We start from the raw sequence: 22972 nt of genomic DNA, 5'->3' as shown, positions 1-22972 counted from the left end.
GTTGCGGTCAGATCATCCCCAGCCACGGCATCACGATCAGCAGCAGGCCGGCAAAATAGATCACGCCGAAGATCAGCCCGAACTTCCAGAAATCGCCCTTCCCGATGTAGCCACTGCCGTAATACATCGGCGCCGGCCCGGTCGCGTAGGGCGAGATCACGCCCATCAGGCCGAGCGAGTAGACGCAGAGCAGCGTCAGCGTCGGAATCGGCAATCCGGGAATGCTGTGGCCGACCGCAAGCACCACCGGCAACACCGCGGCCGCATGCGAGGTGATGCTGGAAAAGAAATAGTGGACCCAGAAGAAGAACGAGACCAGCAGGATCAGTCCCACCGTCGGCCCCAGGCCCGCCAGTTCCTTGGCGTAGCCCTCGGTCACCCATTTGATGAAGCCGATTTCGTTGAGGCCCGATGACAGCGTCAGCAGCGAGGTGAAATAGAAGAACACTTCCCACGCGCTCTTTTCGCGCACGATGTCCTCGAACTCGATCACGCCGGTCAGCAGCATCAGCGAGATCACCACAAAGACCACCATGGTCGGGTTTATGAAGTTCGATCCCAATAGCGGCAGGCTGATCGTGGGATTGGAACCGCAGATCCACAGGAACATCGCCAGCAGCACCAGGGCGGCCATGATCCATTCGTTACGCGACAGCGGCCCCATCGTCTTGAGTTCGGTCGAACTCCATTCGACGATTTCGGGGCTTTCCTTCACCTCCGGCCGGCAGATCACGTAGCTCAGCAGCGGCACCAGGATCAACAGGAGGATGCCGAGCGGCGCGAAGCCTACGAACCATTGCGACCAGCTGACTTCGACGCCTGAGATCTTCTTGGCGATGGAGAGCGCAGCCGCATTCGGCGCCAGCGCGGTCAGGAACAGCGAACTCGTCACCGCGGTGGTCGCAAACGCCGTCCACATCACGTAGGTGCCGATCCTGCCGGCCGTTGGTCCCGGTTCGGAACCATAGATGCGAGGGATGTTGCTGACGACCGGATAGACGGTGCCGCCGCTGCGCGCGGTGTTGGATGGCGTCGCCGGCGCCAGCACGAGATCGGAGAAGGCGACCGCATAGCCGAGCCCGATGGTGCGGCGGCCGAGGCTGCGGACCAGCAAAAGCGCGAGCCTTCGGCCGAGCCCGCTCTTGCGGTAGCCGATCGAGAACACGAAGGCGCCGACGATCAGCCACACCGTGCTTTCGGAAAAGCCGCCCAGCATCCAGCGCAGCGCCTTGTTGGGATCCTGCTCGACATATCCCGAGATCCCCGCGAATGTCAGGCCGATGATGCCGACGGCGCCCACCGGCATCGATTCCAGGATGAGGCCGGCGATCACGGCGGCAAAGATCGCAAAATAGTGCCATTGATTGGCGTTGAGGCCGGCCGGAACCGGCACGAGATAGAGCACCAGCCAGATCAATAGCGGCGCTACGGTCTTCCAGGTGATTTTCACGCGTCCCCTCTCCTGCTCCCGGCGCTCGCCGCTGTTCGGGCCGCCGTTTTTTCGGAAGCGTAGCATAGGCCCGCGCCGTCCTGCTATTCTGTCGCGCATGACATCGCGCGAGTCAGCCGTTTCCGAAATCACCCCTGAAGTGCTGCTGCGGGCCTATGCCTGCGGCATCTTCCCGATGGCCGAGAGCGCCGGTGACCCGACGCTATTCTGGGTCGAGCCGGAAATGCGCGGCGTGATTCCGCTTCCGGACTTTCGCATCGCCTCGCGGCTGGCCCGCACCGTGCGCTCGGATACCTTCAGGGTGACCGTCGATACCGCCTTCAAGGCGGTCATCGCCGGCTGCGCCGCGCCGCAGCCGGGTCGCGACGACACCTGGATCAACAAGCGCATCAGGGATCTCTATGTCGGGCTCTACGAGCTCGGGCACTGCCACAGCGTCGAGGTCTGGCAGGACGGCGACCTCGCAGGCGGCCTTTATGGGGTGAGCCTCGGGCGGGCCTTCTTCGGCGAGAGCATGTTCCATCGCGCCCGCGACGCGTCGAAAGTGGCGCTGGTTCATCTGGTGGCGCGGTTGATCGCGGGCGGCTTCGAGCTGCTCGACACCCAATATGTCACCGAGCATCTACGCAGCTTCGGCGCGGTCGAAATCCCGAGGCGCCGCTATCGCATGTTGCTCGACAAGGCGATCATGGGCGAACCTGCGGAGTTTATGCGGTTACCAGCCAGCATCGGCGGCGAGGAAGCACTCGCGATTATCGCACGGAGCCCGTAGCCCGGATGAGCGAAGCGACATCCGGGAATCGCGCGGCGAGGAAAGCCCCGGATATCGCTTCGCTCATCCGGGCTACGCTCTCGATCGCGCCTAATTCCCGAACAATCCGCCAAACAGTCCACCCGGCCGCTGCTGCGGCGGAGGCGGTGGCGGCGGAGCCTGTTGCGGCTGCTGCTGGAATTGCGGCTGCGGCGGCGCTCCCGGCGGGCGCGGCGCGGCCTGCTTCGGCTGCGGCGGACGCTTTGCGGCCGGCGGCGGCGCGGCCGTCTTCGGCGGATCTGGCTGTGCGCTGACGATGGTCTGGTCGGGGCCTTTGCAGTCAGTCAGCCAGATGTCGTAGACCGGGTGCTCGACGCCATGCAGGCCGGGGCTCGCCGCGTACATCCAGCCCGAAAAGATCCGCTTCACCTCGCCCTGCAGCGTGATCTCGTCGACCTCGACAAAGGCGTCGGTGTTGGCGGCTTCCGTCGACGGCCGCGTGTAGCAGGCACTGGTCTTCACGCGCAGCGCGCCGAACTGCACGGTCTCGCCGATATCCTCGTCGAAATTAATGATGCGGCCGGTGATCTTGTCGAGGCCGGAGAAGCTCGCCTTCTTGTTGGTGATCTTGGTGGCCGGCGGCTCGGATACGACCTCGTCGCCCGGCTGCAACGTCGCCGGCGATTGCGGCACGCCCTTGGGTTGACGCTGCCCCGGCGGCAATCCCTGCAGCGGAGCACCCGGGGGCGCGTTGGCGACGCCCGGCTGTCCCGGCTGCGGCGGCTGGACCGCGACGCCCGGCTGGGTACCCTGGGGAGCGACCGTCGTTCCAGGCGGCGGTGGCAAAGGCTGCGACTGGAAGTTTCCCGGCAGCGGCGCGCCCTGCCCCGGCGGCGGACGGTTCGGGGTCGGCAACAGGCGACCGCGCGGCAGTTCCGGCACTTCCTCGTCGTCCTCGGGGATTTGTTGCTGCTGCTGATTGCCGCGGGGAATGGCGCCCGGCGGCCGCAGCGGCGGATCGGAAAAGATATTACCGATCTGCGCCTGCGCCGGGGGCACAAGCGACGTCATGGTGGCGGCGATCAGGGCCGCAAGACCGGTCAGGGCAATGGTTCGAAGCATCTCGCGGCTTTTACAGGCGAATCGGGCTCGCGACATAGTACAGACTTATCCGCCGCTCGCGTCTCACCCGGTTAACACGCCGAATACGGCGCGGAAAGGGCGGCTTGCCCCCTTGCCGCCGCACTCGATCCTGGCCTGGGAAGGCAGAAATCGGGTTGGGCTGGCCGCGCCGTGATCTAGTCACGCTCCGTTTCAGATGAAATAGTCGCTTCCGTTCGCGTGAGGGCGCCCCGCTCTTGGCGCGAAAACCACCAAAATCCGGGATAACCGGAGGAGCGAGAGGAAACCCCACATGCCCGATCGAATTCGCCTCGATGGCCGGGTCGCCGTCGTGACTGGCGCGGCCGGCGTCATTGGAACCGCGACCATCCACCTGTTGGCTGAACGCGGCGCCCGTATCGTCGCCGTCGACCGCAGGGAAGACGACCTCAAGGCCGCGATCAAGGACCTGCCCGCCTCTGCCGAAGCGCTCGCGGTCACAGCTGATGTCACAAGCGAGGACGAGGTCGCGGACTATGTCCGCGCTACCGTCGACAGGTTCGGCACGATCGATGCGTTCTACAACAACGCCGGCATCGAGGGCGACATCAAGGCGATTCCGGAATATTCGCTGGAGAGTTTTCGGCGCGTGCTCGACGTCAATGTCGTCGGCGTCTTTCTCGGCATGAAGCAAGTACTGCCGGTGATGCTCAAACAAAACAAGGGCAGCATCATCAATACCGCTTCCATCGCCGGCCTGATGGGATCGCCGATGATCGCGGTCTACAGCGCCAGCAAGCACGCCGTGATCGGGCTGACCAAGAGCGCCGCCTGGGAATGCACCGGCACCGGCGTGCGGGTCAACTGCGTCTGCCCCGGCCTGATCGACAGCCGGATGCTGAGCACGATCCTGCAGGGCCGCAATCCCGGCAACGAGCCACCGCCGAACGAGAAGATCGTCGACCGGATTCCGGCGCGGCGGCTCGGACAGGCGTCGGAAGTCGCCTCCATCGTGGCGTTCCTCGCCTCCGACGAAGCGAGCTACGTCTCAGGCTCCGCCTACACCGTCGACGGCGGCCGCACCGCCGCCTGAGCTTTCGATCAACGCACGAGGTCTTTGCCACCATGCCCGTCACGCTCGATCCCGATGCCGCCGCCATCTACCAGGTATTCCAGGAAGCCGGCCGCCCGGCCTATGAAACGCTGACCGCGCCGGAAGCGCGCGAGTATTATCGGAATGCCCGCGTCGTCATGAACCCCGAGCCGCCCGCGCTCGAATCGAACAAACCGCTGTCGATCCCCGCGCCGCACGGCGCGATTGCCGCGCGCATCTACACGCCGAAGACGCTGCGCGAGAACAACGGCCTTGCACCATGCCTGGTGTTCTTTCACGGCGGCGGCTGGGTGATCGGCGATCTCGATACCCATGAAGTGGTCTGCCAGAAGCTCGCCCATGAGGGCGAGCTGATCGTCATCTCCATCGATTACCGGCTGGCGCCCGAACACAAATTCCCCGCCGCTGCCGATGACGCCATCACCGCTACAAAATGGGTTGCGGACAACGCCAAACAACTCGGCATCGACGCCGGCCACCTGCTGGTCGGCGGCGACAGCGCCGGCGGCAATCTCGCTGCCGTCGTGGCACTCGCCGCGCGCGACGGCGACGGCCCAAAGCTCGCAGGCCAGGTATTGATCTATCCCGCCACCGACTTTGCGATGAAGCATCCCTCGCACAGCGAGCCCGAGACCAGCGTCTTGCTGACGCACTCCGTGATCAAATGGTTCTGCAATCATTATCTCAACGGCGCAGCCGACATCGACCATTGGAAGGCCTCGCCCGCGCGCGCGAAAACGCTCGCAGGGCTGCCGCCTTCCTATGTGCTGACGGCGGGCGCCGATCCCTTGCGCGATGAGGGCGCCGAATATGCCGCGCGCCTGAAAGAAGCCGGCGTGCCCACGACCTACCGCCACTTCCCGGGCCAGTTCCACGGCTTCTTCACCATGGGCAAGCTGTTGCAGCAGGCCAACGTCGCCGTCAGTGAAATCGCCGGCTGGTTGAAGGCGCTGAAATAACGCAGAGTAGAAGCCACATCCATCAAGCGTCGCCGAGGTCAGGGTGATCGAGCCTGTTCTTGTGTTCGGAATACCCGTCGACTTCATCCTGTTCGCGCTGACGCTGCTTGGGGTCGCGCTGTTCCACCACAAGACGCTTCAGGTCGCACTTGGCGGCCTTGCCGCGATCATCGTCTACAAGCTGGTGTTCACGGGATTCAAGCACGGTGCGGGCCTCGTCGGCCTCGGCCATCATATGGCGCATGAGTGGGTCACGCTCGCCAATCTGTTCCTGCTCTTGATGGGGTTTGCGCTGCTGTCGCGGCATTTCGAGGAAAGCCGCGTTCCGGACAAGATGCCGGCGCTGTTGCCGGACGACTGGAAGGGTGGCGTCGTGCTGCTCGTGCTGGTGTTCGTGCTCTCGAGCTTCCTCGACAATATCGCCGCCGCGCTGATCGGCGGCACCGTGGCGCGGCACGTGTTCCAGGGCAAGGTGCACATCGGCTATCTTGCCGCGATCGTCGCGGCCTCCAATGCCGGCGGATCCGGCAGCGTCGTCGGCGACACGACAACAACCATGATGTGGATCGCCGGCGTCAGCCCGCTCGCCGTGGTGAAAGCCTATGTCGCGGCCGTCGTTGCCATGCTGATCTTTGCGGTGCCGGCCTCCATTCAGCAACAGCGCTACTCGCCGATCCAGAAGGATCCGTCGCTGGGCCAGAACATCGACCCCGCGCGGGTCTTCATCGTCGCCACCATTCTGATTGCCGCGCTGGCCGCGAACGTCACCGCCAATCTGAAATTCCCTGCCCTGCTCGATGCCGTCCCGGTTCTCGGCGTCGCGGTGTGGGCGGTGATCCTGCTGACGGCAGGTCTGCGCGCACCGGATTGGAAGGTGATGCCCGAGACCTTCAATGGTACGATATTCCTCCTCGCACTGGTGACTGCCGCCTCGATGATGCCGGTGGAGAAACTGCCCGCCGCGTCGTGGCCGACCGCGCTGGGTCTGGGTTTCGTCTCCGCTGTGTTCGACAACATTCCCCTCACGGCGCTCGCGCTGAAACAGGGCGGCTACGACTGGGGCTATCTGGCCTATGCCGTCGGCTTCGGCGGATCGATGATCTGGTTCGGCTCGTCGGCGGGCGTCGCGTTGTCGAACATGTATCCGGAAGCCAAATCCGTCGGCCGCTGGGTCAGCCATGGCTGGCCGGTGGTTGCAGCCTATGTGGTCGGATTTTTTGTGATGCTGGCGGTGCTCGGATGGCGTCCCGATGCGCCGCCTTAGCGGCTTTCAATTCTGACAATCCATTCATCTTTTAGGCCGTTAAACGCTTGTAATCTCAAGCAATTTCGTGACAGCGCGCACATTCCTCCGGGCCGCGCATCACGCATCCTGTGCGTGTTCGCCGGCCAAGTGCCGACATAGGGTCGTCACATCAGCGACGGCAACGGAAAGGAGAATTGTGATGAGGACTTTTATTCTTGCTTCGCTCGTTCTGGCCGTTACGTCGGCCACCAGCTTCGCCGGCACGCCCCTGATCGACGCGCGCCAGAACGCCCAGCAGCACCGCATCTTCAAGGGTGTCCAGGATGGCGACCTGAGCTTCCCCGAAACCCAGAAGCTGCTGAAGGGCCAGGGGCGGGTGCAGAACCTGAAGGCGAACGGTGTCGTCACACCGCTCGAACGCGCCCGCATCCACGCCGCACAAAATATCCAGAGCGCGCGTATCTTCCTGAAGAAGCATAACTGAGCGAAGGCGCGCTTCAATCCGCACACCGAGGGTGATGGCCGGCCCCTCGCCGGCCATCATCCACCGGCTGGTTTCGCCCAACAGACTTAAGCCGCAATGTCATCCAAGTTTCAGGCTAGTTTTTGCATCTAGCGAATCGGCCCGCTGATTCGGCCGACGATCGTGACGCGCGGGGGTATTGCCATGGCATTTTTTAAGCGCGAACTTTTTAAGCGCGAGCTCGGCCCGATCGAGCGCTTCGAGAACGCGCTGAAGGAAAAGTTGGCGGCGCGGCAGAAGCTGGCCGAGCGGTTGAGCGTCGCTGAAGCGGAACTCGGAGAGAAACGCACCGCCGCCGAACGGCTGGCGGTGGCCGGAGCCGCCAATGCCCGGCTCGATCGCGCCGAAGCCGCCATGCGCGCTGTCGATGATCGCACCAAGACAATGCGTGCCGAACTGCTGGAATTCGACGAGCAGGTCGCTTCAGCAGAACGCGCGCTGGCTGATGCCAAGGCACAGCGCGACCGCGACACGATGGCCGACCAGATCGAGGCGATGGCTGCGGCGATCGAGCAGGCTGCGCCGGGATTTGACGGCGGCGCCACAGCGCTGGTCGAAGCCGTCACCAAAGCCGTCATGTCGATACCGGAAGCGACCAGGTTCTCGAGCAACGTGGATGCCGTGCGCCGCGAGGTTCTCGCAGCCGCAGACTTGATATGCTGGGAGCTGCGATCCGCAGCGGTACGCACACGCGCGGGCAACGCCAACCTCGCCAGCCTCACGCTATCCGAATCGGAGCAACTGCCATCGGCAGAGGTCAATCGGCAATTGATCTACACCCTCCATCCCCTGCTCTGGCGCGAGGGCGACGAGGTGCGCAGGGTTCCGGCCTTTGCACTGATCGGGCTGCCCAAGGCGCTGCTGCCGGTAGCGCTGCAGCATCAGCATGTGGATCATCTCAACGCCCGGCGCGTGCAGACCCTGATGCATCTTCATGGCAGCGCAGGGCTCGGCGAACCCGCGGCTGACGATCCGCAGCTCGTCGATCTCGATGCGTTGCTCGGAGAGGAAACGCCGAGCGCGCAAGCCGACGTTGCCTGAGCCGACGTTACGTAAGCCTTTCGGACGACGCCTGATCATCGGGCGCCGGAGAGGTTCGAGATAGCCAGCAGGGTTCTCCCGGAAATCGAGTGGCCGCCACGCATCCATTCTGCGATCGCAACGCTCACGAATCCGGCCATGCCGTTCGGAGCGAAGCAGGCCATTGCAGTTGGAGACACCAATGACATCCGAAATCGCAACGCGAAGCGTCGTATCCGACAACGATCCGGCGACCCGAAATCCATTCGGCGTCATGGACGTTCCAAATCCCAACGACGATGACGTGACGCAGTTTGCCCGCAACACGATGCCGGAAGAATCCGCCACCGACGAGAATGCAAAACCGTGGAGCGCTGGAGATGCAAGCGACCCGCACGGCACGCTCGAAGGCGAGTGGTCGAGCCGCTGGAACGGTGCAGCGGATCCCACCATTCCGGGCGACACCCCCGATAAATGGAAACAGGGCCGGGGCGAAGCGAGAATCGTCGGAGACCGCGTGTACCTGTTATTCGATTGGGACTCCGGCAAGCGCAGGGGACTGATCGACGCCAGGCGCGAAGGTCGGCGCCGGCTGGTAGGCAAGTACATCAACCTGAACAACCCGGAGATATCAGTCCCCTGGGTCGGCCTGGTGGTGAGCGATCAGCGAATAGACGGCTACTTTTCGCTGGGCCGGGTCGATTTCCGCAGGTGACGGCCTTTCCAGTGCGCCTACCCCGCCCTCGCCGCGCGGCGCAGCGATTGCGGCGGCTGGCCGAAGGCGCGGATGAAGGCGCGGCGCATCCGCTCCGGATCGCGGAAACCGGTGGTCTGCGCAACGCGCTCGATCGCCTCGCTGGAGGACTGCACGCGCTGCCGCGCCACCTCGATGCGCAGCCGTTCCACCGCCTTTGACGGCGTGGTGCCGGTCTCCGCCATGAAGGCGCGGGTGAAATGCCGCGAGCTCATGCCGGCCTGCTCGGCGAGATCCTCGACGGTGAGCGGCGCATCGAGATGCTCGCGCGCCCAGGCCAGCAGCGGCCCGAACCGGCCATTCGGCGCCTTCAATTCCAAGAGCGAGGAGAACTGCGACTGGCCGCCGCTGCGGCGGTGATAGAGCACCAGTTGCTTGGCGGTCTTCTGCGCGATCTCGTCGCCGTAATCTTCCGCGATCATCGCCAGCGACAGGTCGATGCCGGCCGATATCCCGGCCGAGGTCCAGACGTCGCCATCGCGCACGAAGATGCGATCGGGCTCCAGCCTCACCTGCGGATAGGCCTTCACAAAATGCCGCGTGCGCTGCCAATGCGTGGTGGCGCGGCGGCCGTCGAGCAGGCCGGCCTCGGCGAGGATATAGGCGCCGGAGCAGACGCTCGCGATGCGGACACCACGCTTGGCAATGGTGCGCACGAAATTGAGCGTTTGCTCGCAAGTCGCCGCCTGCCGAACGCCTTCGCCTCCCGCCACGATCAGGGTGGTGATCGCGCCCGATGGCTTTAGCCCGCGCGCGAGCATCTCGACGCCCGAGGATGAGCGCACCGGTCCCGGCGTCACCGCCACAACCCTGATCGCAGGGGCGTTTTCGGCGAAGCGCGCCCCGATCTCGAACACCGAAATCGGGCCGGCGGCGTCGAGCAACTGGAAATCCGGAAACACGAGAATGCCGATCATATTGCAGCTCGCTTGTTGGCCGATGTCCTGAAATGAGGGAAAAATACCATTTCGGACATGAAGCGACCATGTCAGGATGCCTCCCGTCAAGCCAATTTTGCGTCGAGCCAAATTTTTCGGAGGTCACGATGTCCGCGCCGTCTCCCACGCCAACGCCGCTGCAAATCGGTCTCGTGCTGTTCCCCAAAGTCACCCAGCTCGATTTCACCGGTCCGTTGCAGGTGTTCTCCAGCCTGCCCAGCGCCAAGGTGCATTTGATCTGGAAGCGGATCGAGCCGGTCACGAGCGATTCCGTGCTGATGCTGACGCCGACCACGAGCTTTGCGGACTGCCCGCAGCTCGACGTCATCTGCGTGCCCGGCGGGTTTGGCACCGACGACATGATCAATGACGAGGAGATGCTGGCCTTCCTGCGCAAGCAGGCGCCCGGCGCGAAGTACGTCACCTCGGTCTGCACGGGTTCGCTGGTGCTCGGCGCCGCCGGCCTGCTCAAGGGCTACCGCGCAGCAACGCACTGGACGGCGATGGATTTTCTGAGCGCGTTCGGCGCGATCCCGACCAAGACGCGGGTCTGCGTCGACCGCAACCGCGTCACCGGCGGCGGCGTCACCGCAGGCATCGATTTCGCGCTGACGCTGGTGTCGCTGCTGCACGACCAGAAGACGGCGGAGGCGATCCAGCTCCGCCTCGAATACAATCCCGCGCCGCCGTTCAATTCCGGCTCGCCCGACACCGCGCCGCCGGAAGTCCTCGCCTTCATGAAGGACAGGATTGCACCGGCGCAAATCCGCCGCGGCGAGATGATCAACCGCGCCGCTGCGCGGATGATGGAGGCCTGACTGGGCACGGGCCTCCGCCGGTCGGCTTGGGACGCTTGAAGGACTGTCGTTGAAATGATGCTCGTTGGCGTAAATCGCTCGCCATTCACGCGCCGCGTGGCCATCACGCTCGCGGTTTATGGAATGCCATACGAGCAGCTGCCGCTTTCCGGCTTCAACGATCGAGCCGAGGTGCGCGCCTCCAATCCGCTGGGTCGTATTCCGGCACTGATACTCGACGATGGCGAAGTCCTGGTCGATAGCGGTGCCATCATCGACCATCTCGATGAGGCATTCGGTCGCGACCGCGCGCTGACACCAGCGGCTGGACCGGACCGGCGGGCCGTCTTGAAGGTGGCGGCGATCATGATGGGCGCATGCGACAAAGGCCTTCAGGCCGCCTATGAGCGCAACCACCACCCACCGGAGAAGCTGCACCAGCCCTGGATCGACGACTGCATGGCGCAGGTCACGAACGCGCTGATCGCAGTCGATGCGATGATCGTATCGGAGAGGCCCTATTTGCTGCTCGGTCGCCTGACGCAGGCAGACGTGACGGCATTTGTAGCCGAACGGCTCGCGCGCGGACTGGGGATAGATACGGACAAGGCGATGCCTCGCCTGAGCGCCTTGACGAAGAAGCTCGCCAACGAGCCGGCTTTTCGATCGACCCAACCCTGATGCCTAAATCGCTGAGCGCCTGCGCAGGGCGTCACACAAGAAAAAGGCCGCCTGGTTTCCCAGACGACCTTTCCTGTCTCACGACAGCACCACATTGACGGGCGATTTCAGAACCTCTGCACCGGGGGCCTATCTCCCAGCCGTATTCTGATCGGGTGCCGCTGCTCGTCGGGGCAGTCGCGAACTGGAGCCCGACACCGACGCGATGGTTTCCCATCTCCGTAAGATGTCCCTATTGAGCCGCGAAATCGGGTTGAGCACAAGCAAGCGCTGACCGCCGTCCCCGCTGATCCCGTTATTCACAGGGGGTAAGGATAGAACGAGATCCGAGAAATTTCTCAGCTGTCGCGCTTCCTGCTGGCGCGGGCCAGTTGCGCGAAAATGACGCCATGCACGATCAGATATATCGGCACCAACACGGTCGGAATCAGCGACCAGGGCAGCATCTGCACCGCTTCCGAACCTTGCCCGGCGTGAATGATCTGCAGCGGCGAGCCGTTGGCGGAGATAATTCCGAAGGCAAGCGCGGCCACGAGATCGAGCATGCCGAATGCATTCCAGGTCCAGACCAGCGCTCTGCCTTGCCCGCGCAGTGCGAGCCAGGCCACGGGCAAGGCCAACGCGCCGGTTATGATATCGCCCCAGCCCGCCGAGGTTGGAAATGGTCCGGCAAGCCGGCCTTCAGCCGCAAGGAGAAGGAAGAATCCTCCCGCCACGCGCCAGACATTGAGGCCTATCAGGAAAGGCATCGGCATTCCGAGCAGCGCAGCGCGCGCCGACGGAGAGATCGAGGCCGCAACGGCAGCGCCGACGAGCGGAAGCACGATCATCGCGCCGATCGTGGGCGGCCCCACCGGATTTGAGCCGACGAACAGGTTCGCGCCGGCGAGCGCGGCAGCCAGCCCCGTCCACAGGCCGGCGCCGACCGAAAGCGCGAGACGTTGCGATGGGCTGATCGGCATCGCGCCGGTGAGCGCATTAATGCTGAAAATGATCGCGGCAACGAGAACCATGATTCCGATGAAGTCGAGCATGACGCCTCTCCTCTATGTGTAATTACACGTATTGAGATGAACGAAAGCCGCACGAAGTCCCGTCCTGTCTCACTCCAAATTCCGGGATCCCAAAAGCTTCAGCGCGGCCTGCCCGTCAGCGCCAAGCAGTTTGCCGATATGGGCTTGCGCCTTCGACCAATAGGGAAAGCTGCGGCGCACCACATTTCGTCCCTGCCCGGTGATGCCGATCATGCGGGCGCGCGGATCGTCGCCCGCCTTGATCGAAATCCACTTTTGCTCCTCGAGCGGCGTCAGGTTTCGCGTCAGCGTGGTGCGCTCCATGCCGAGAATACCGGCCAGCTTGCCGATCGGCAGTTCACCCCGCAACATCAACTGCGACAGGATGGTGAACTGGGTAACCCGAATTCCGGCTTCCTGCATGTACGAATCATAGAGGCGCGTGATCTTTCGGGCGGCCTGCCGCGACGCCAGGCAGAAGCAGCCGGCGGCAGCCATGTAGTCAGTGGAATCCGTCTCGCTGAGTTGTTTCATGATATAGGTGTAGATACACATATCGAAGCCGGCAAGAAGGCCCCGACAGCTCATCCGCTAAAATAAACGTGAAGTCAGCTTCCGGGCGTCCAGGCCTGGTAGTCGCCGGTTGCCTTGGGGCGGCGGCCGCTGGCCAGCGTCGAGCCGGAGGGGCGATATGCCGCGGGCGTGCCGGTCATGTTGGGAACATGCGGCTTTTCCCATTCCCGCGGCGTGTAGTTCTCTTCGGTCGGCGCGACATCGACGGTGTGATGCAGCCAGCCATGCCATGACGGCGGCACCCGACTTGCCTCGGCATAGCCGTTGTAGATCACCCAACGCCGCTCGAAGCCGAGCGTCGGATCGATCTTGCGGCCCTTGGTGCGATAATAGCGGTTGCCCTGCTCGTCCTGGCCGACCAGCTCGCCGAATCGCCACGTCCACAATTGCGTGCCGAATGTCTGGCCGCTCCACCAGGTGAAAAATTTCAGCAGAAACAGCTTCATGAGGGCTCGGCCGGTTCGAGATGTCGTGCCGTTCTGATGCCACCGGCAGGCCGGATTGTCCAGACAAAGGCTGATATTGCAGCCCCGTCGGACCGATACTGCTCGGCCAGATGGAGCCCGCGTGCATGATCGCCGAATCGGCGCAACCCGTTCATCCCGGGTACAGTTCCGACCTGACAGGCTCGACTTGCCGCAATCAATACGCGGGCTCGGGAACGTCCGCCCGCTGAACGGGTTAGGACCTATATCCCGCAAATGGAGCCAACAATGATTAATCTGAAAGTTTTGAGTACAGCGGCGGCGATCGCGCTGGTGTTGCCGATGATCGCGCCGGGTATCGGTGCCGCCCAGGCGCAAGGTGGCCTCGGTACCAAGGCCGGTGGCGGTGGCGGCGCAGCTATCGGCGGCGGCGGTGGTGGCTTCAGGGCCGGTGGCGGCGGTGGAGGCGGCGGTGGTTTTAGAGCCGGTGGCGGCGCACCTTCAATGGGTGGCGCACCTTCCGGATTCCGGCAAGCCCCGACGATGGGATTCCGCGGCAATCCCGGCGCCGGCGGATCCGCCGTTGTGGGCGGCGGGGGTCGCGGTAATTATTATGCTGGCGGCGGTGGTGGCTATCGCGGCGGGGGTTATCGTCACCGTGGCGGCGGCTTCTGGCCGGGCGTTGCGGTCGGCGCTGGCATCGGCCTCGGTGCGGGCGCGGGCTACGGCTATTACGGCAGCCCCTACTACACCGACGACTCGTACGGCTATTATGACGACAGCGCGGTCGCCGCGGGCCCCCCGGTTGGCGATGATGATGCAGTGGCGTACTGCACGCAGAGGTATCGGTCCTACGATCCGGCATCGGGAACCTATCTCGGCAATGACGGGCTGCGGCACCCCTGCCCGGCGCAATAACGCGATAGCGTGAATTCGAAGGGCGGCGCATTCTTGCTGCGCCGCCCTTTCTCTTTGCAAAATTACGCGCGCAGCGCGACCGCCACACCGCCGAGCGTGAACACCAGTGCCGCGATCTCGCGCAGGCCGAGCGGCTCATGCAGCATCGCCCCCGCCGCAAGCACCCCGATGACCGGGACCAGCAACGTTCCAATCGAGGCCGTCGCCGCCGGCAGTCGCTCCAAGGCGGCAAACCAGCACACATAGCAAAGGCAGAACTGGATCAGCGTCATATAGAGCAGCGACAGCCAGCCGACATATGACAATGCGGCCAAATGCGGCTGCTCGACCGCCAGCCCGACGATCGCGATCGGCACGCAGCCGAGCCCGATCTGCCAAGCAGCCAGCGACAGCGGCGGCATCGCCAGCGGGAAATACTTGGTCAACACGGTGCCGAGGCCGACACAGACCGCGCCAGCCAGCGCGCAGGCGATGCCCGGCAACTTCTCGACACTGGCCTCGATACCGTTGCCGCCGATCAGCACGGCGATGCCGGCAAGCGCGACCGTCAGCGCGACGGCGCGCAGCGGCGACAGCCGTTCCCCCAGGATCGGCCATGCCAGAAACGCCACCCAGACCGGAATCGATATGCCGAGCACCGCGGCTTCGCTGGCATTGAGCCACAGCAACGCCAGCCCCATGAACGCGACCCAGCCGCCGATCGTCAGCATCGAGACCAGCAACAGCCACAACCACATCGGCCGCGGCACGCTCAGTTTTTGTCGCCGCCCGAGCGCGAACAGCGCCAACGCCGCAGCACCGACGATGCCGCACAGGCCGCGCGAGGACAATGGCGGCCATTCCGTCAGCAAATGTTTCATGATCGGGAAGTTGAGGCCCCACCCGACCGATGTCACGGCAAGCAGGATGAGCCCGAGCGGCGACAGCCGCCCCGCGCGATTGATCGAGGGCATGGCGGGATTAGATCCGGAACCGGAAGTGCATTTGTTCTCGTTCTGACACAGCGAAACGGAATTGCTCTCAACAACTTTTATGTGCACTCTATCATACAGACGACCTGTCGGCGTTTCGACTTAATCGTCACATGGGATGTGCGAGTCACCTGGCTGCCGCCCGAGGAAGAAGGAATCATCGTGCCGCGCGTTCTCGTGGTCGATGACGACCCGATGGTATGCGTTGCCATCGAGGTCTGTCTGACGCGCAAGGGTTTCGAGGTCACCGTTGCCGACGGTGGTGAAGCGGGAATGCGCGCCCTCGAAGCCGCCGATTTCGACGTCATGCTGATCGACGTTTTCATGCCGCACATGCGCGGCTTCGAATCGATTCGGATGTTCCATGAGCGCAAACCAGGCATACCGATCGTCGCCATGTCGGGCTACGCCTTCGCCAACGCCGAACGCGCGCCGGATTTCCTGCGGATGACCATCGAACTCGGCGCGGCATGCTGCCTGCGCAAGCCCTTCACGCCGGACGCGCTGTTGACCTCGGTCAATCAGTGCATCACCACACCGAAAGCTTCCGCGCGCCACTCGAAATAGTGAAGTAAGCAACTGGCAATGCCCTCGCAGCGTATCATCCTTGGAATTGGCCTCGCTATCCTCCTCGTTATCGGCGCTGCCTCGATCGGTTTGGACCTGATGTCGCGGTCCGACACCGCCTCCGTCGACCGTGCGCTTGGAATCCTCAGCAAGATCTCAGATATGCGCCCGCTGCTGCGCCGGGCGGAAAGCACGGCGCGGGCCTTCGCGCTCACCGGCGATCAGCAATTCGCCAGGGAATACCGCGACGCCAGCGACACGATCCTGCCGGCGCTCGCCGCGCTGATGGAGGCCGTCAAGGACAATCCCACCGAAAGGCAGCTGATCGAAGAGGCCAATGCGCTGGTGGAACGCCAGATTGCACTCAACGGCGAGTTGATCAGGTTCCGGATCGCGGGAGATGACGCCGCGGTCGCGGCGCTCGTCGGCCAGGAGGATCGCGCGGCGACCGCCGCGATCGCCGGAAACCTGGAAAAGGCGGTCGCGGAAGAGCGCCGGCTGCTTTTCGCCAGACGCGCCGAATCCGAAACCAACGGGACGTTCCTGCTGGCGATCGATCTTGCCGGCGTCGCGCTGATTCTAATCCTCGCCACCGTTCTGACGGTGTCGACCCGCCGCTCGCGCCGGCAACTGCAGGATTCGCTGAGCGCTACCCAGGCCACCAACGAGGCGCTGGAAGCCGCGGTCGCCGAGCGCACCGAGCATCTGGTCGCAGCCCATGACGAACTGAGGCTTTCGGCCGCCGTGCTGCGCAGCACCTTTCACAGCATGGCGGAGGCCGTGCTCGTCATCGACACCAAGGGAGAGATTTTGCTCTCTAACCCGGCCGCCGAGAAGATGCTGCGCTACCGGCCGGGCATGACGGTCGAGCTGCTGCGGTCACTCAGTACGGTCTTTCATGCCGACGGCGTCACGCCGGTGCTGGTCCAGGACATGCCTGCGTCGCGCGCGTTGCGCGGCGAAGCGTTCGACGTCACCGAAATCGTGGTCCGCCCCGTCAGCGGCAATCCGCCGGTTCATCTCATGATCAGCGGCCGGCCGTTGCGCGATGCTGCGGGCGCCATCAGCGGCGCGGCGCTGGTCTATCACGACGCCACCGCCTCGCGCGAAACCGAGCACAAGCTGCTGCAATCGCAAAAACTCGACGCCATCGGCAAGCTCACCGGTGGCGTCGCGCACGACTTCAACAACATGCTGACAGTTATCACCGGCACCACCGAAACGCTGGTCGCGAGCCTCGCGCATCAGCCGGAGCTGCAGAAGACGGCCGAACTGATCGACCAGGCGGCGGAACGCTGCAGCGAACTGATCCAGCATCTGCTCGCCTTCGCCCGTCGCCAGCCGCTGCAGCCGCGCAATGTCGACGTCAATGCCACCGTGCTCGACATCGCAAAACTGCTGCGGCCGACGCTCGGCGAGCAGATCGAGGTCAACTCGATCCTCGAGCAGGAAGTGGCGAGCGCCCATATCGACGCCTCGCAGCTCGCCAACTCGCTGCTCAACATGGCGATCAACGCCCGCGACGCGATGCCGAACGGCGGCAAGCTGCTGCTGGAGACGCGCAACGTCGTGCTCGACGAAGCCTATGCGCAAGGAAATCCCGGCGTGAAGCCCGGCCCCTATGTGATGCTCGCGGTCAGCGACACCGGCGCCGGCATGTCGCAGGACGTGCTGGACAAGGTGTTCGAGCCGTTCTTCACCACCAAGGAGGTCGGCAAGGGCTCGGGCCTCGGGCTGAGCATGGTGTACGGCTTCGTCAAGCAGTCCGGCGGGCACATCCGGATCTACAGCGAGGTCGGCCACGGCACCACGATCAAGCTCTATCTGCCGCCCGCCCGCGGCCAGATCGAGGCTGCGCCAACCGCGGCGGTGGCGCTGCCGCATGGCAACGAAACCATCATGGTGGTGGAAGACGACGCGTTGGTGCGCAATTTCGTCACCACGCAATTGCAGAGCCTCGGCTACCGCACCGTGGGCGCCGCCAACGGACCGGCGGCGCTGAACCTGATCGAAGGCGGCGAGAAGTTCGATCTCCTGTTCACCGACGTCATCATGCCCGGCAGCATGTCCGGCCGCGAACTGGCGGATAAGGTGTCGAAGCTCCGGCCCGGCATCAAGGTGCTCTACACATCGGGCTATACCGACAATGCGATCGTCCACCAGGGCCGCCTCGATCCCGGCGTGCTGCTGCTGACCAAGCCGTATCGGAAGTCCCAGCTGGCCAACATGATCCGCCGCGCGCTGACGGGGTGAAGCGGCGGAAGTGGTGTTGGCACTCCCCCTCGCGGCGCGGGCGTGCATCTTCGTCGGCGGGCGGCGGGCCGCCGTTTGTCACCATTTTCGCCTGTACATCGTGTTTGCCCGCGAACAAACTCTCTCAAGGCATAGGCCGCTTTCGAATGGTGTCGGGGCGCCAGTTCGGAACACGCTATCGACGCCAAATGCCGCCGATTTTTGCACTTGAAGAGAGCGCCTGGCGCTGAGGGAACGTACTTCCAGCCTCAATCAACTTCTTGGCGACCTCAATGTGGTGCAGAAAAGCCGCCGCTCTGTACGCGGCCGTGGCCGTGGTGCACATTCTTCAAGCGGAGAACAGTGCGACGCACGCATCGATCTGTGACGGCAGCACTTTTCGTGCGGGGAATAGTGTATCAGGGTCAGCGGCACTTTGGCGGCACTGAAGCGCGCATTCGAGCGAACTGACATCGAACCCCGCAGCGTGACTTTCCTTCAGAAACGCCACAGCGTCATTGTTCGAGCCCATGAGGCCGGTCGTCCAGCTGTAGCAAAAGCGTCCGGGATAGAGGAGCGTCCGCAGATACGCTTTGTGATCCTTCGGCTCGAGCGTTTCAGCCGCAGCGAAGCTCCGCGCGCGCTCTGCCCAACTCGCAAACGGTGCACCACGCAGGTAATGGTGAATTTCTTCGAGCGTGGGTCGGGCAGGTCGCACGCATTCGCGCTCCACCAGCGCAACCGCGTGATCGAGATAATCCAGGCGATCCAGCGGTGGAAACCTGCCGAGCGAGAATTGCCGGTCAGTCCAGAACACCGAAACCTTGGGCCCCCAATCGACAGACAATGCTACGGCCTCGGTTCGCAACCGATCGAGCGCCTGCGGGGATAGTCCCGCCATCGTGACGAGGGCGATGTCGATATCGCTGTAGCGCCGGCTGAATCCGGCATGGGCCAGGCTGCCCATGAGATAAGCACCCAGCAGATCGGTCCCAAGCTCTTCTTGCCAATGCCGGACGAGTTGGCGGGCAAAATCCATTGCCGCGGATTTGGCGAATTCGTCGGGATCGGTCTGCGTCATTGCTCACTCGGACGAGTCATTCCAGCGTAATGCCGGAATCGCGAACCACTGCGCCGTATTTCTGGTATTCTCCGGCGATCAGCTCACGAAATTGCTCGCTACCGCGAAAATCGACCGACATTCCAAGCGTGGACATGCGTGACCGCACCTCCTCCAGTTCGGTTATCTCGCGAATGGCTTCTCCGACGCGCACGATGACGGCCGGCGGTACCTTCGCCGGTGCAGCGATTCCGTAAAAAAAGTCGATGTCGAACTCCGGCACGGCGCTTTCGGCGACGGTTGGCACTTTTGGCAGCATCGAGAGCCGCCGCTTTGTCGAGATTGCCAGTGCTTTCACCTTGCCCTGCTCAACGAATGGCATGACGGCCGCTGGCAACGCCCAGATAAGTGGGATCTGTCCACCCAGCAGATCATTGAGCGCTGGCGCAGCGCCGCGATAGGGCACGTGCACGATCTCGATCTTCGCCGCCGAATTCAACCATATCGCCGCAAGATGATGAGGCGATCCGATGCCGGCCGTCCCAACCGAGAGCTTACCGGGATTGGCGCTGCTATAGGCGATCAATTCCCTGACGTCGTTCACGGGAAGCGATGGATGCGCGAACAGCACGAGCGGTTGAGTGCCGACCAGCGCAACTGGAGCAAAGTCGTTGGTCACGTCGTAAGGTACGGTCTTATTCATCCACTTTGCCAGAACCGCGGCGGGTTCCATCAGCAGCAGCGTGTGTCCATCGGGATTGGCCTTGGCGACGTAGTTGGCGCCGACCATCGAGCCAGCACCCGGTCGGTTTTCAACCACGACAGTGTGCTTCAGTTTCTCCTGCAGCTTCTCGGACAAAATACGGGCCATGGTGTCGACCCCGCCGCCCGCAGCAACCGGCACCACCAGCGTAACTGGCCGCGTCGGGTAGGTTTGCGCCCTCGCGATGCGAGGGACCGCCGCAAGTGCGGCAACACTCGCTGCAAGATACAGAAATTGGCGACGTGGAAGCTGCTTCATGGCGTGCCCTCCGTTGGGCCTTACTCATGCGAAACAACCAATGCCAACCTAGCCTCAACGACCAAAACCAGATAATATTGTTATCGAATGATACCATAACGACTTCGAATGACAGTCGCAGAGCAGTGGAACAATCGCGTCCGTCGCCGCCTCAAATTGCGAGACGTGGATATCCTGCTGGCCGTTATTCAAACCGGCAGCATGGGGAAGGCGGCAAGCGCGCTCAACATGTCGCAACCGGCCGTTTCCAAGGCGATCGCTTATCTGGAAAGTACTCTCGGCGTGCGCCTGCTCGACCGGAGCCGGCAGGGTGTGGAGCCGACACCGTACGGCCACGCGCTGGTCAAGAGGGGTGTCGCCATGTTCGACGAATTGCGACAGGGCGTTCAGGACATCGCGTCTCTTACCGATCCGACGATGGGCGAGATTCGCATGGGAGGGAGCGAGCATACCATATCCGCTATCTATACGCCCGTCGTCCATCAATTCTCGGTACAATATCCGCGGATGTCTTTTCACATCATCGTCGGGGACTTGCAAACGATGTCCCGCGAATTGGACGCGCGACACATCGATTTTGTGGTGAGCCGAATGTACAGCCCTCCCTCCGAGGAACATTCGGTTGAAGTGCTTTTTGAAGATCCGTTGGTCGTCGTCACGGGACTGAACAATCCGCTGGCTCGCCGTCGCAGGATCGAGTTTTCCGAATTGTTGGACGAACCATGGACGTTGCAGCCGCGCGAGAACAATTTTGGGTCGTTCGCCGTGGATGCCCTTCACGCTGCCGGCGTTGCCGCTCCACGAATCACGGTTGCGACGACTTCGAGCAATTTGCGCGGCGAGATGCTTGCGACCGGCCGCTACCTTACAATGGTTCCTCGCTATTGGATCTTGCTGCCGCGCAGGCACCCATCGCTCAGGGTCCTGCCGGTAGATTTTCCCAATACGCGTCTCAAAGTTGCAATCATTACACTAAAGAACCGGTCTCTCAGTCGAGCTACGCAGCTTTTCATCGACAGGGTGCGTGCGATCACGAAGCCACTGGCGAAGGAAAAATAACCCGGCGCGTACCAACTCGCTGAATAGCCTAGCGAGAATCGCAGACCACCGTGCGAGGCCCTCCAGCTCCGACGTCGACAAAACGGCCGTGACAAGGCCGCTTGACGTTCGACAGCCACCCGCCAAACATCATCAAAGGTGACACGGCCATGTCCTACCCTCGCGACTTTCACGCGCCGCAATCGTCCTACAACAGGGAAGATCTGCTCAAATCGAGCGAAGGCGGCTATTTCGGCCCGGGCAATGCTCAGCTGCCAGCACCGCTCATGCTGATGATGGACCGCATCATCGAGATCAGCATGTCCGGCAGCGAACTGGCGGAGAAGGTGTTGAAGCTCCGGCCCGGCATCAAGGTGCTCTACACATCGGGCTATACCGACAACGCCATCGTGCATCAGGGCCGCCTCGACCCCGGCGTGCTGCTGCTGACCAAGCCGTATCGGAAGTCCCAGCTCGCCAAACATGATCGCCGCGCGCTGACGGGCTGAGCCGGCGCAAGGCGCGAGCTTCTCCGCACGTGCATCGTCGTTTTGAGTGTCGAGTCAGTGTATGGAGGAGGAAAACCTTGGATATAGGGATTCTCGGAAGAGCCAATGACCGCGCCCAATTTGAACTACAAGCGCTGCTACGTCGATTGGGGCGGACGATGCGCCTACTGCAACATTGGGCTCCCCAGAATAAAATGGGACGGCAAAGTCAGGGCCGGCATCGACCATTTCATCCCGCTCTCGAAGGGAGGGCAGAATATCCGGGGCAATCGCGTGCTGTCCTGCTACCCCTGCAATCTCGCCAAGAACGACACCGACCCACGCGAAACAAACCAATGGCCCCATATTGAACGGCGGCTCGCCGAGATCGCCGCCACCCCGCTCATCAGTCACCGGCGGCTCAAAGAGATCCTGCCCGAATTGGTGAAGCAGGTTTACGTCTAGGGCATCATGCGAACCCGAGAACCGCGTTGGCGCTGATCGCTATCATCTCTGCCGCCGTCAGTCGTCGCCATTAGTCATCGCGCTGATCGATTTGAGAAGCCGTCAGTAGGTGAGGAAAAGACCCATGCGCCCCTACATCATCTGCCATATGGGCACGTCGATCGACGGTCGCCTGCATCCGAGTCGCTTCACTTCACCTGCGAACGGCATCTCTCGAGATGTGCTGCGTGGACATTATGAACGCATCCATGATCAGTTCGGCGCCGATGGATGGATCATCGGCCGCAGGACCATGAGCGAGATGGCGAAGGGAGCGGAACGGCCGATCAAAGAAGCACCCACAGTCGCGCGCGATGCCTATATTGCCGGGCGTATTGGGCGCAAGCTTGCGATCGGCATCGATCCATCGGGCCGCGTTCATTACGGCAAGGACAATATCGGCGGCGACCATGTCGTCGCCGTTCTGGGCGAGAAAGTATCCGATGCGTACCTCGCGGAATTGCGTGAGGACGGCGTGTCTTATGTCTTCGCCGGATCCACGGGCGATGATCTGCCCCGCGCGATGGAAGAGATCGCCTCGCTGTTGGGTGTCAAAACGCTTCTTCTCGAAGGCGGCGGCAAGATCAACGGCGCCTTTCTGAAGCACAAGCTTATTGATGAGTTCAGCACCTTGATCCATCCGGCCGTCGATGGCGTGGCCGGTACGCAAAGCATCGTGGATTATGACGGGCCCGAGGGGGACCGCCCCGGCGCCGGGCAATCGCTGCGCCTCACGCACTGCGAGACGCTCGAAGGCGGCATGGTGTGGTTGAGGCACGCCGTGGAACGTGCGCCAGGCTGACTACTTTTATGGCGCGTCATTCGCGA

At 63.1% G+C, this 22972-nt stretch carries 24 protein-coding genes and 1 pseudogene; 16 read left to right on the top strand and 9 right to left on the bottom strand.

Going from position 1 to position 22972, the window contains the following annotated elements; all coding sequences use genetic code 11:
* Positions 1-7 precede the first annotated feature (7 nt).
* Positions 8-1450: a DASS family sodium-coupled anion symporter gene (locus ACPPVP_RS21655; protein ID WP_426524214.1), complete on the bottom strand. Its 1443-nt coding sequence runs from the start codon at positions 1448-1450 to the stop codon at positions 8-10.
* Between the two features lie 97 nt (positions 1451-1547).
* On the opposite strand from ACPPVP_RS21655, the gene aat reads away from it, so the two are divergent.
* The gene (gene aat, locus ACPPVP_RS21650; RefSeq protein ID WP_426524212.1) at positions 1548-2222 is read left to right on the top strand and encodes a leucyl/phenylalanyl-tRNA--protein transferase; all 675 of its coding nucleotides are present in this window, start codon (positions 1548-1550) and stop codon (positions 2220-2222) included.
* Between the two features lie 90 nt (positions 2223-2312).
* On the opposite strand, the gene ACPPVP_RS21645 is transcribed toward aat, so the two are convergent.
* On the bottom strand, positions 2313-3323 hold the full coding sequence (locus ACPPVP_RS21645; RefSeq protein ID WP_426524210.1) for a DUF2155 domain-containing protein: 1011 nt from the start codon (positions 3321-3323) through the stop codon (positions 2313-2315).
* A 292-nt stretch (positions 3324-3615) separates the two neighbouring features.
* On the opposite strand from ACPPVP_RS21645, the gene ACPPVP_RS21640 reads away from it, so the two are divergent.
* The 6 genes from ACPPVP_RS21640 (at position 3616) to ACPPVP_RS21615 (ending at position 8879) form a co-directional block, all read left to right on the top strand.
* Positions 3616-4395, top strand: a complete 780-nt coding sequence (locus ACPPVP_RS21640; protein WP_426524208.1) for an SDR family NAD(P)-dependent oxidoreductase — start codon at positions 3616-3618, stop codon at positions 4393-4395.
* Positions 4396-4427: 32 nt separating this feature from the next.
* A complete protein-coding gene (locus ACPPVP_RS21635; RefSeq protein WP_426524206.1) occupies positions 4428-5375 on the top strand; it encodes an alpha/beta hydrolase in 948 nt (315 codons plus the stop codon).
* 46 nt (positions 5376-5421) lie between these two features.
* Positions 5422-6639, top strand: coding sequence for a citrate transporter (locus ACPPVP_RS21630; protein WP_426537987.1), 1218 nt, complete (start codon positions 5422-5424; stop codon positions 6637-6639).
* A 181-nt stretch (positions 6640-6820) separates the two neighbouring features.
* Positions 6821-7105, top strand: coding sequence for a hypothetical protein (locus ACPPVP_RS21625; RefSeq protein ID WP_426524204.1), 285 nt, complete (start codon positions 6821-6823; stop codon positions 7103-7105).
* A gap of 183 nt (positions 7106-7288) precedes the next feature.
* The gene (locus ACPPVP_RS21620; RefSeq protein WP_426524202.1) at positions 7289-8185 is read left to right on the top strand and encodes a hypothetical protein; all 897 of its coding nucleotides are present in this window, start codon (positions 7289-7291) and stop codon (positions 8183-8185) included.
* 181 nt (positions 8186-8366) lie between these two features.
* Positions 8367-8879 carry a hypothetical protein gene (locus tag ACPPVP_RS21615; protein ID WP_426524200.1) on the top strand — a complete coding sequence of 171 codons (513 nt, stop codon included), beginning with the start codon at positions 8367-8369 and terminating at the stop codon, positions 8877-8879.
* Between the two features lie 17 nt (positions 8880-8896).
* Here ACPPVP_RS21615 and ACPPVP_RS21610 read toward each other — a convergent pair whose 3' ends face one another.
* A complete protein-coding gene (locus ACPPVP_RS21610) occupies positions 8897-9835 on the bottom strand; it encodes a GlxA family transcriptional regulator (protein WP_426524198.1) in 939 nt (312 codons plus the stop codon).
* Positions 9836-9963: 128 nt separating this feature from the next.
* Here ACPPVP_RS21610 and ACPPVP_RS21605 point away from each other — a divergent pair, with 128 nt between their 5' ends.
* Positions 9964-10674 (top strand): DJ-1/PfpI family protein, encoded by a 711-nt coding sequence (locus ACPPVP_RS21605; protein ID WP_426524196.1) that lies wholly within the window; start codon positions 9964-9966, stop codon positions 10672-10674.
* Positions 10675-10728: 54 nt separating this feature from the next.
* On the top strand, positions 10729-11334 hold the full coding sequence (locus ACPPVP_RS21600; protein ID WP_426524194.1) for a glutathione S-transferase family protein: 606 nt from the start codon (positions 10729-10731) through the stop codon (positions 11332-11334).
* A gap of 338 nt (positions 11335-11672) precedes the next feature.
* Here ACPPVP_RS21600 and ACPPVP_RS21595 read toward each other — a convergent pair whose 3' ends face one another.
* The 3 genes from ACPPVP_RS21595 to ACPPVP_RS21585 all read right to left on the bottom strand — a co-directional run bounded on the left by ACPPVP_RS21595 (position 11673) and on the right by ACPPVP_RS21585 (position 13366).
* On the bottom strand, positions 11673-12368 hold the full coding sequence (locus ACPPVP_RS21595; protein WP_426524192.1) for a hypothetical protein: 696 nt from the start codon (positions 12366-12368) through the stop codon (positions 11673-11675).
* Positions 12369-12437: 69 nt separating this feature from the next.
* Positions 12438-12902: a MarR family winged helix-turn-helix transcriptional regulator gene (locus ACPPVP_RS21590; RefSeq protein WP_426524190.1), complete on the bottom strand. Its 465-nt coding sequence runs from the start codon at positions 12900-12902 to the stop codon at positions 12438-12440.
* 53 nt (positions 12903-12955) lie between these two features.
* The gene (locus ACPPVP_RS21585; RefSeq protein ID WP_426524188.1) at positions 12956-13366 is read right to left on the bottom strand and encodes an NADH:ubiquinone oxidoreductase subunit NDUFA12; all 411 of its coding nucleotides are present in this window, start codon (positions 13364-13366) and stop codon (positions 12956-12958) included.
* A gap of 267 nt (positions 13367-13633) precedes the next feature.
* Here ACPPVP_RS21585 and ACPPVP_RS21580 point away from each other — a divergent pair, with 267 nt between their 5' ends.
* Positions 13634-14263 carry a BA14K family protein gene (locus ACPPVP_RS21580; protein WP_426524186.1) on the top strand — a complete coding sequence of 210 codons (630 nt, stop codon included), beginning with the start codon at positions 13634-13636 and terminating at the stop codon, positions 14261-14263.
* A 62-nt stretch (positions 14264-14325) separates the two neighbouring features.
* Here ACPPVP_RS21580 and ACPPVP_RS21575 read toward each other — a convergent pair whose 3' ends face one another.
* Positions 14326-15216, bottom strand: coding sequence for a DMT family transporter (locus tag ACPPVP_RS21575; protein ID WP_426524184.1), 891 nt, complete (start codon positions 15214-15216; stop codon positions 14326-14328).
* Positions 15217-15396: 180 nt separating this feature from the next.
* Between ACPPVP_RS21575 and ACPPVP_RS21570 the strand changes: the two genes are divergently transcribed.
* Both ACPPVP_RS21570 and ACPPVP_RS21565 read left to right on the top strand, forming a co-directional pair.
* Entirely contained in the window at positions 15397-15801 is a 405-nt protein-coding gene (locus tag ACPPVP_RS21570; RefSeq protein ID WP_426524182.1) for a response regulator, read from the top strand.
* Positions 15802-15819: 18 nt separating this feature from the next.
* Positions 15820-18054 carry a CHASE3 domain-containing protein gene (locus ACPPVP_RS21565; RefSeq protein ID WP_426524180.1) on the top strand — a complete coding sequence of 745 codons (2235 nt, stop codon included), beginning with the start codon at positions 15820-15822 and terminating at the stop codon, positions 18052-18054.
* A gap of 328 nt (positions 18055-18382) precedes the next feature.
* On the opposite strand, the gene ACPPVP_RS21560 is transcribed toward ACPPVP_RS21565, so the two are convergent.
* Both ACPPVP_RS21560 and ACPPVP_RS21555 read right to left on the bottom strand, forming a co-directional pair.
* Positions 18383-19114: a hypothetical protein gene (locus tag ACPPVP_RS21560; RefSeq protein ID WP_426524178.1), complete on the bottom strand. Its 732-nt coding sequence runs from the start codon at positions 19112-19114 to the stop codon at positions 18383-18385.
* 16 nt (positions 19115-19130) lie between these two features.
* Complete coding sequence (locus ACPPVP_RS21555; RefSeq protein ID WP_426524176.1) at positions 19131-20114, bottom strand: Bug family tripartite tricarboxylate transporter substrate binding protein; 984 nt, start codon at positions 20112-20114, stop codon at positions 19131-19133.
* A 108-nt stretch (positions 20115-20222) separates the two neighbouring features.
* On the opposite strand from ACPPVP_RS21555, the gene ACPPVP_RS21550 reads away from it, so the two are divergent.
* The 4 genes and pseudogenes from ACPPVP_RS21550 (at position 20223) to ACPPVP_RS21535 (ending at position 22946) form a co-directional block, all read left to right on the top strand.
* Positions 20223-21173 carry a LysR family transcriptional regulator gene (locus tag ACPPVP_RS21550; protein ID WP_426524175.1) on the top strand — a complete coding sequence of 317 codons (951 nt, stop codon included), beginning with the start codon at positions 20223-20225 and terminating at the stop codon, positions 21171-21173.
* Positions 21174-21322: 149 nt separating this feature from the next.
* A pseudogene (locus ACPPVP_RS21545) lies at positions 21323-21496 on the top strand (beta-hydroxydecanoyl-ACP dehydratase); the annotation flags it as partial.
* A gap of 270 nt (positions 21497-21766) precedes the next feature.
* Positions 21767-22105, top strand: coding sequence for an HNH endonuclease (locus tag ACPPVP_RS21540; RefSeq protein ID WP_426524173.1), 339 nt, complete (start codon positions 21767-21769; stop codon positions 22103-22105).
* 124 nt (positions 22106-22229) lie between these two features.
* A complete protein-coding gene (locus ACPPVP_RS21535; protein WP_426524171.1) occupies positions 22230-22946 on the top strand; it encodes a dihydrofolate reductase family protein in 717 nt (238 codons plus the stop codon).
* The last annotated feature ends 26 nt before the right edge of the window (positions 22947-22972 follow it).

Origin of the sequence: Bradyrhizobium sp. McL0615, assembly GCF_049993905.1 — a bacterium.
Classification (GTDB): domain Bacteria; phylum Pseudomonadota; class Alphaproteobacteria; order Rhizobiales; family Xanthobacteraceae; genus Bradyrhizobium.
The sequence above is the reverse complement of the archived record's forward strand: the minus strand, read 5'-3'. Positions and strand labels throughout refer to the sequence as shown.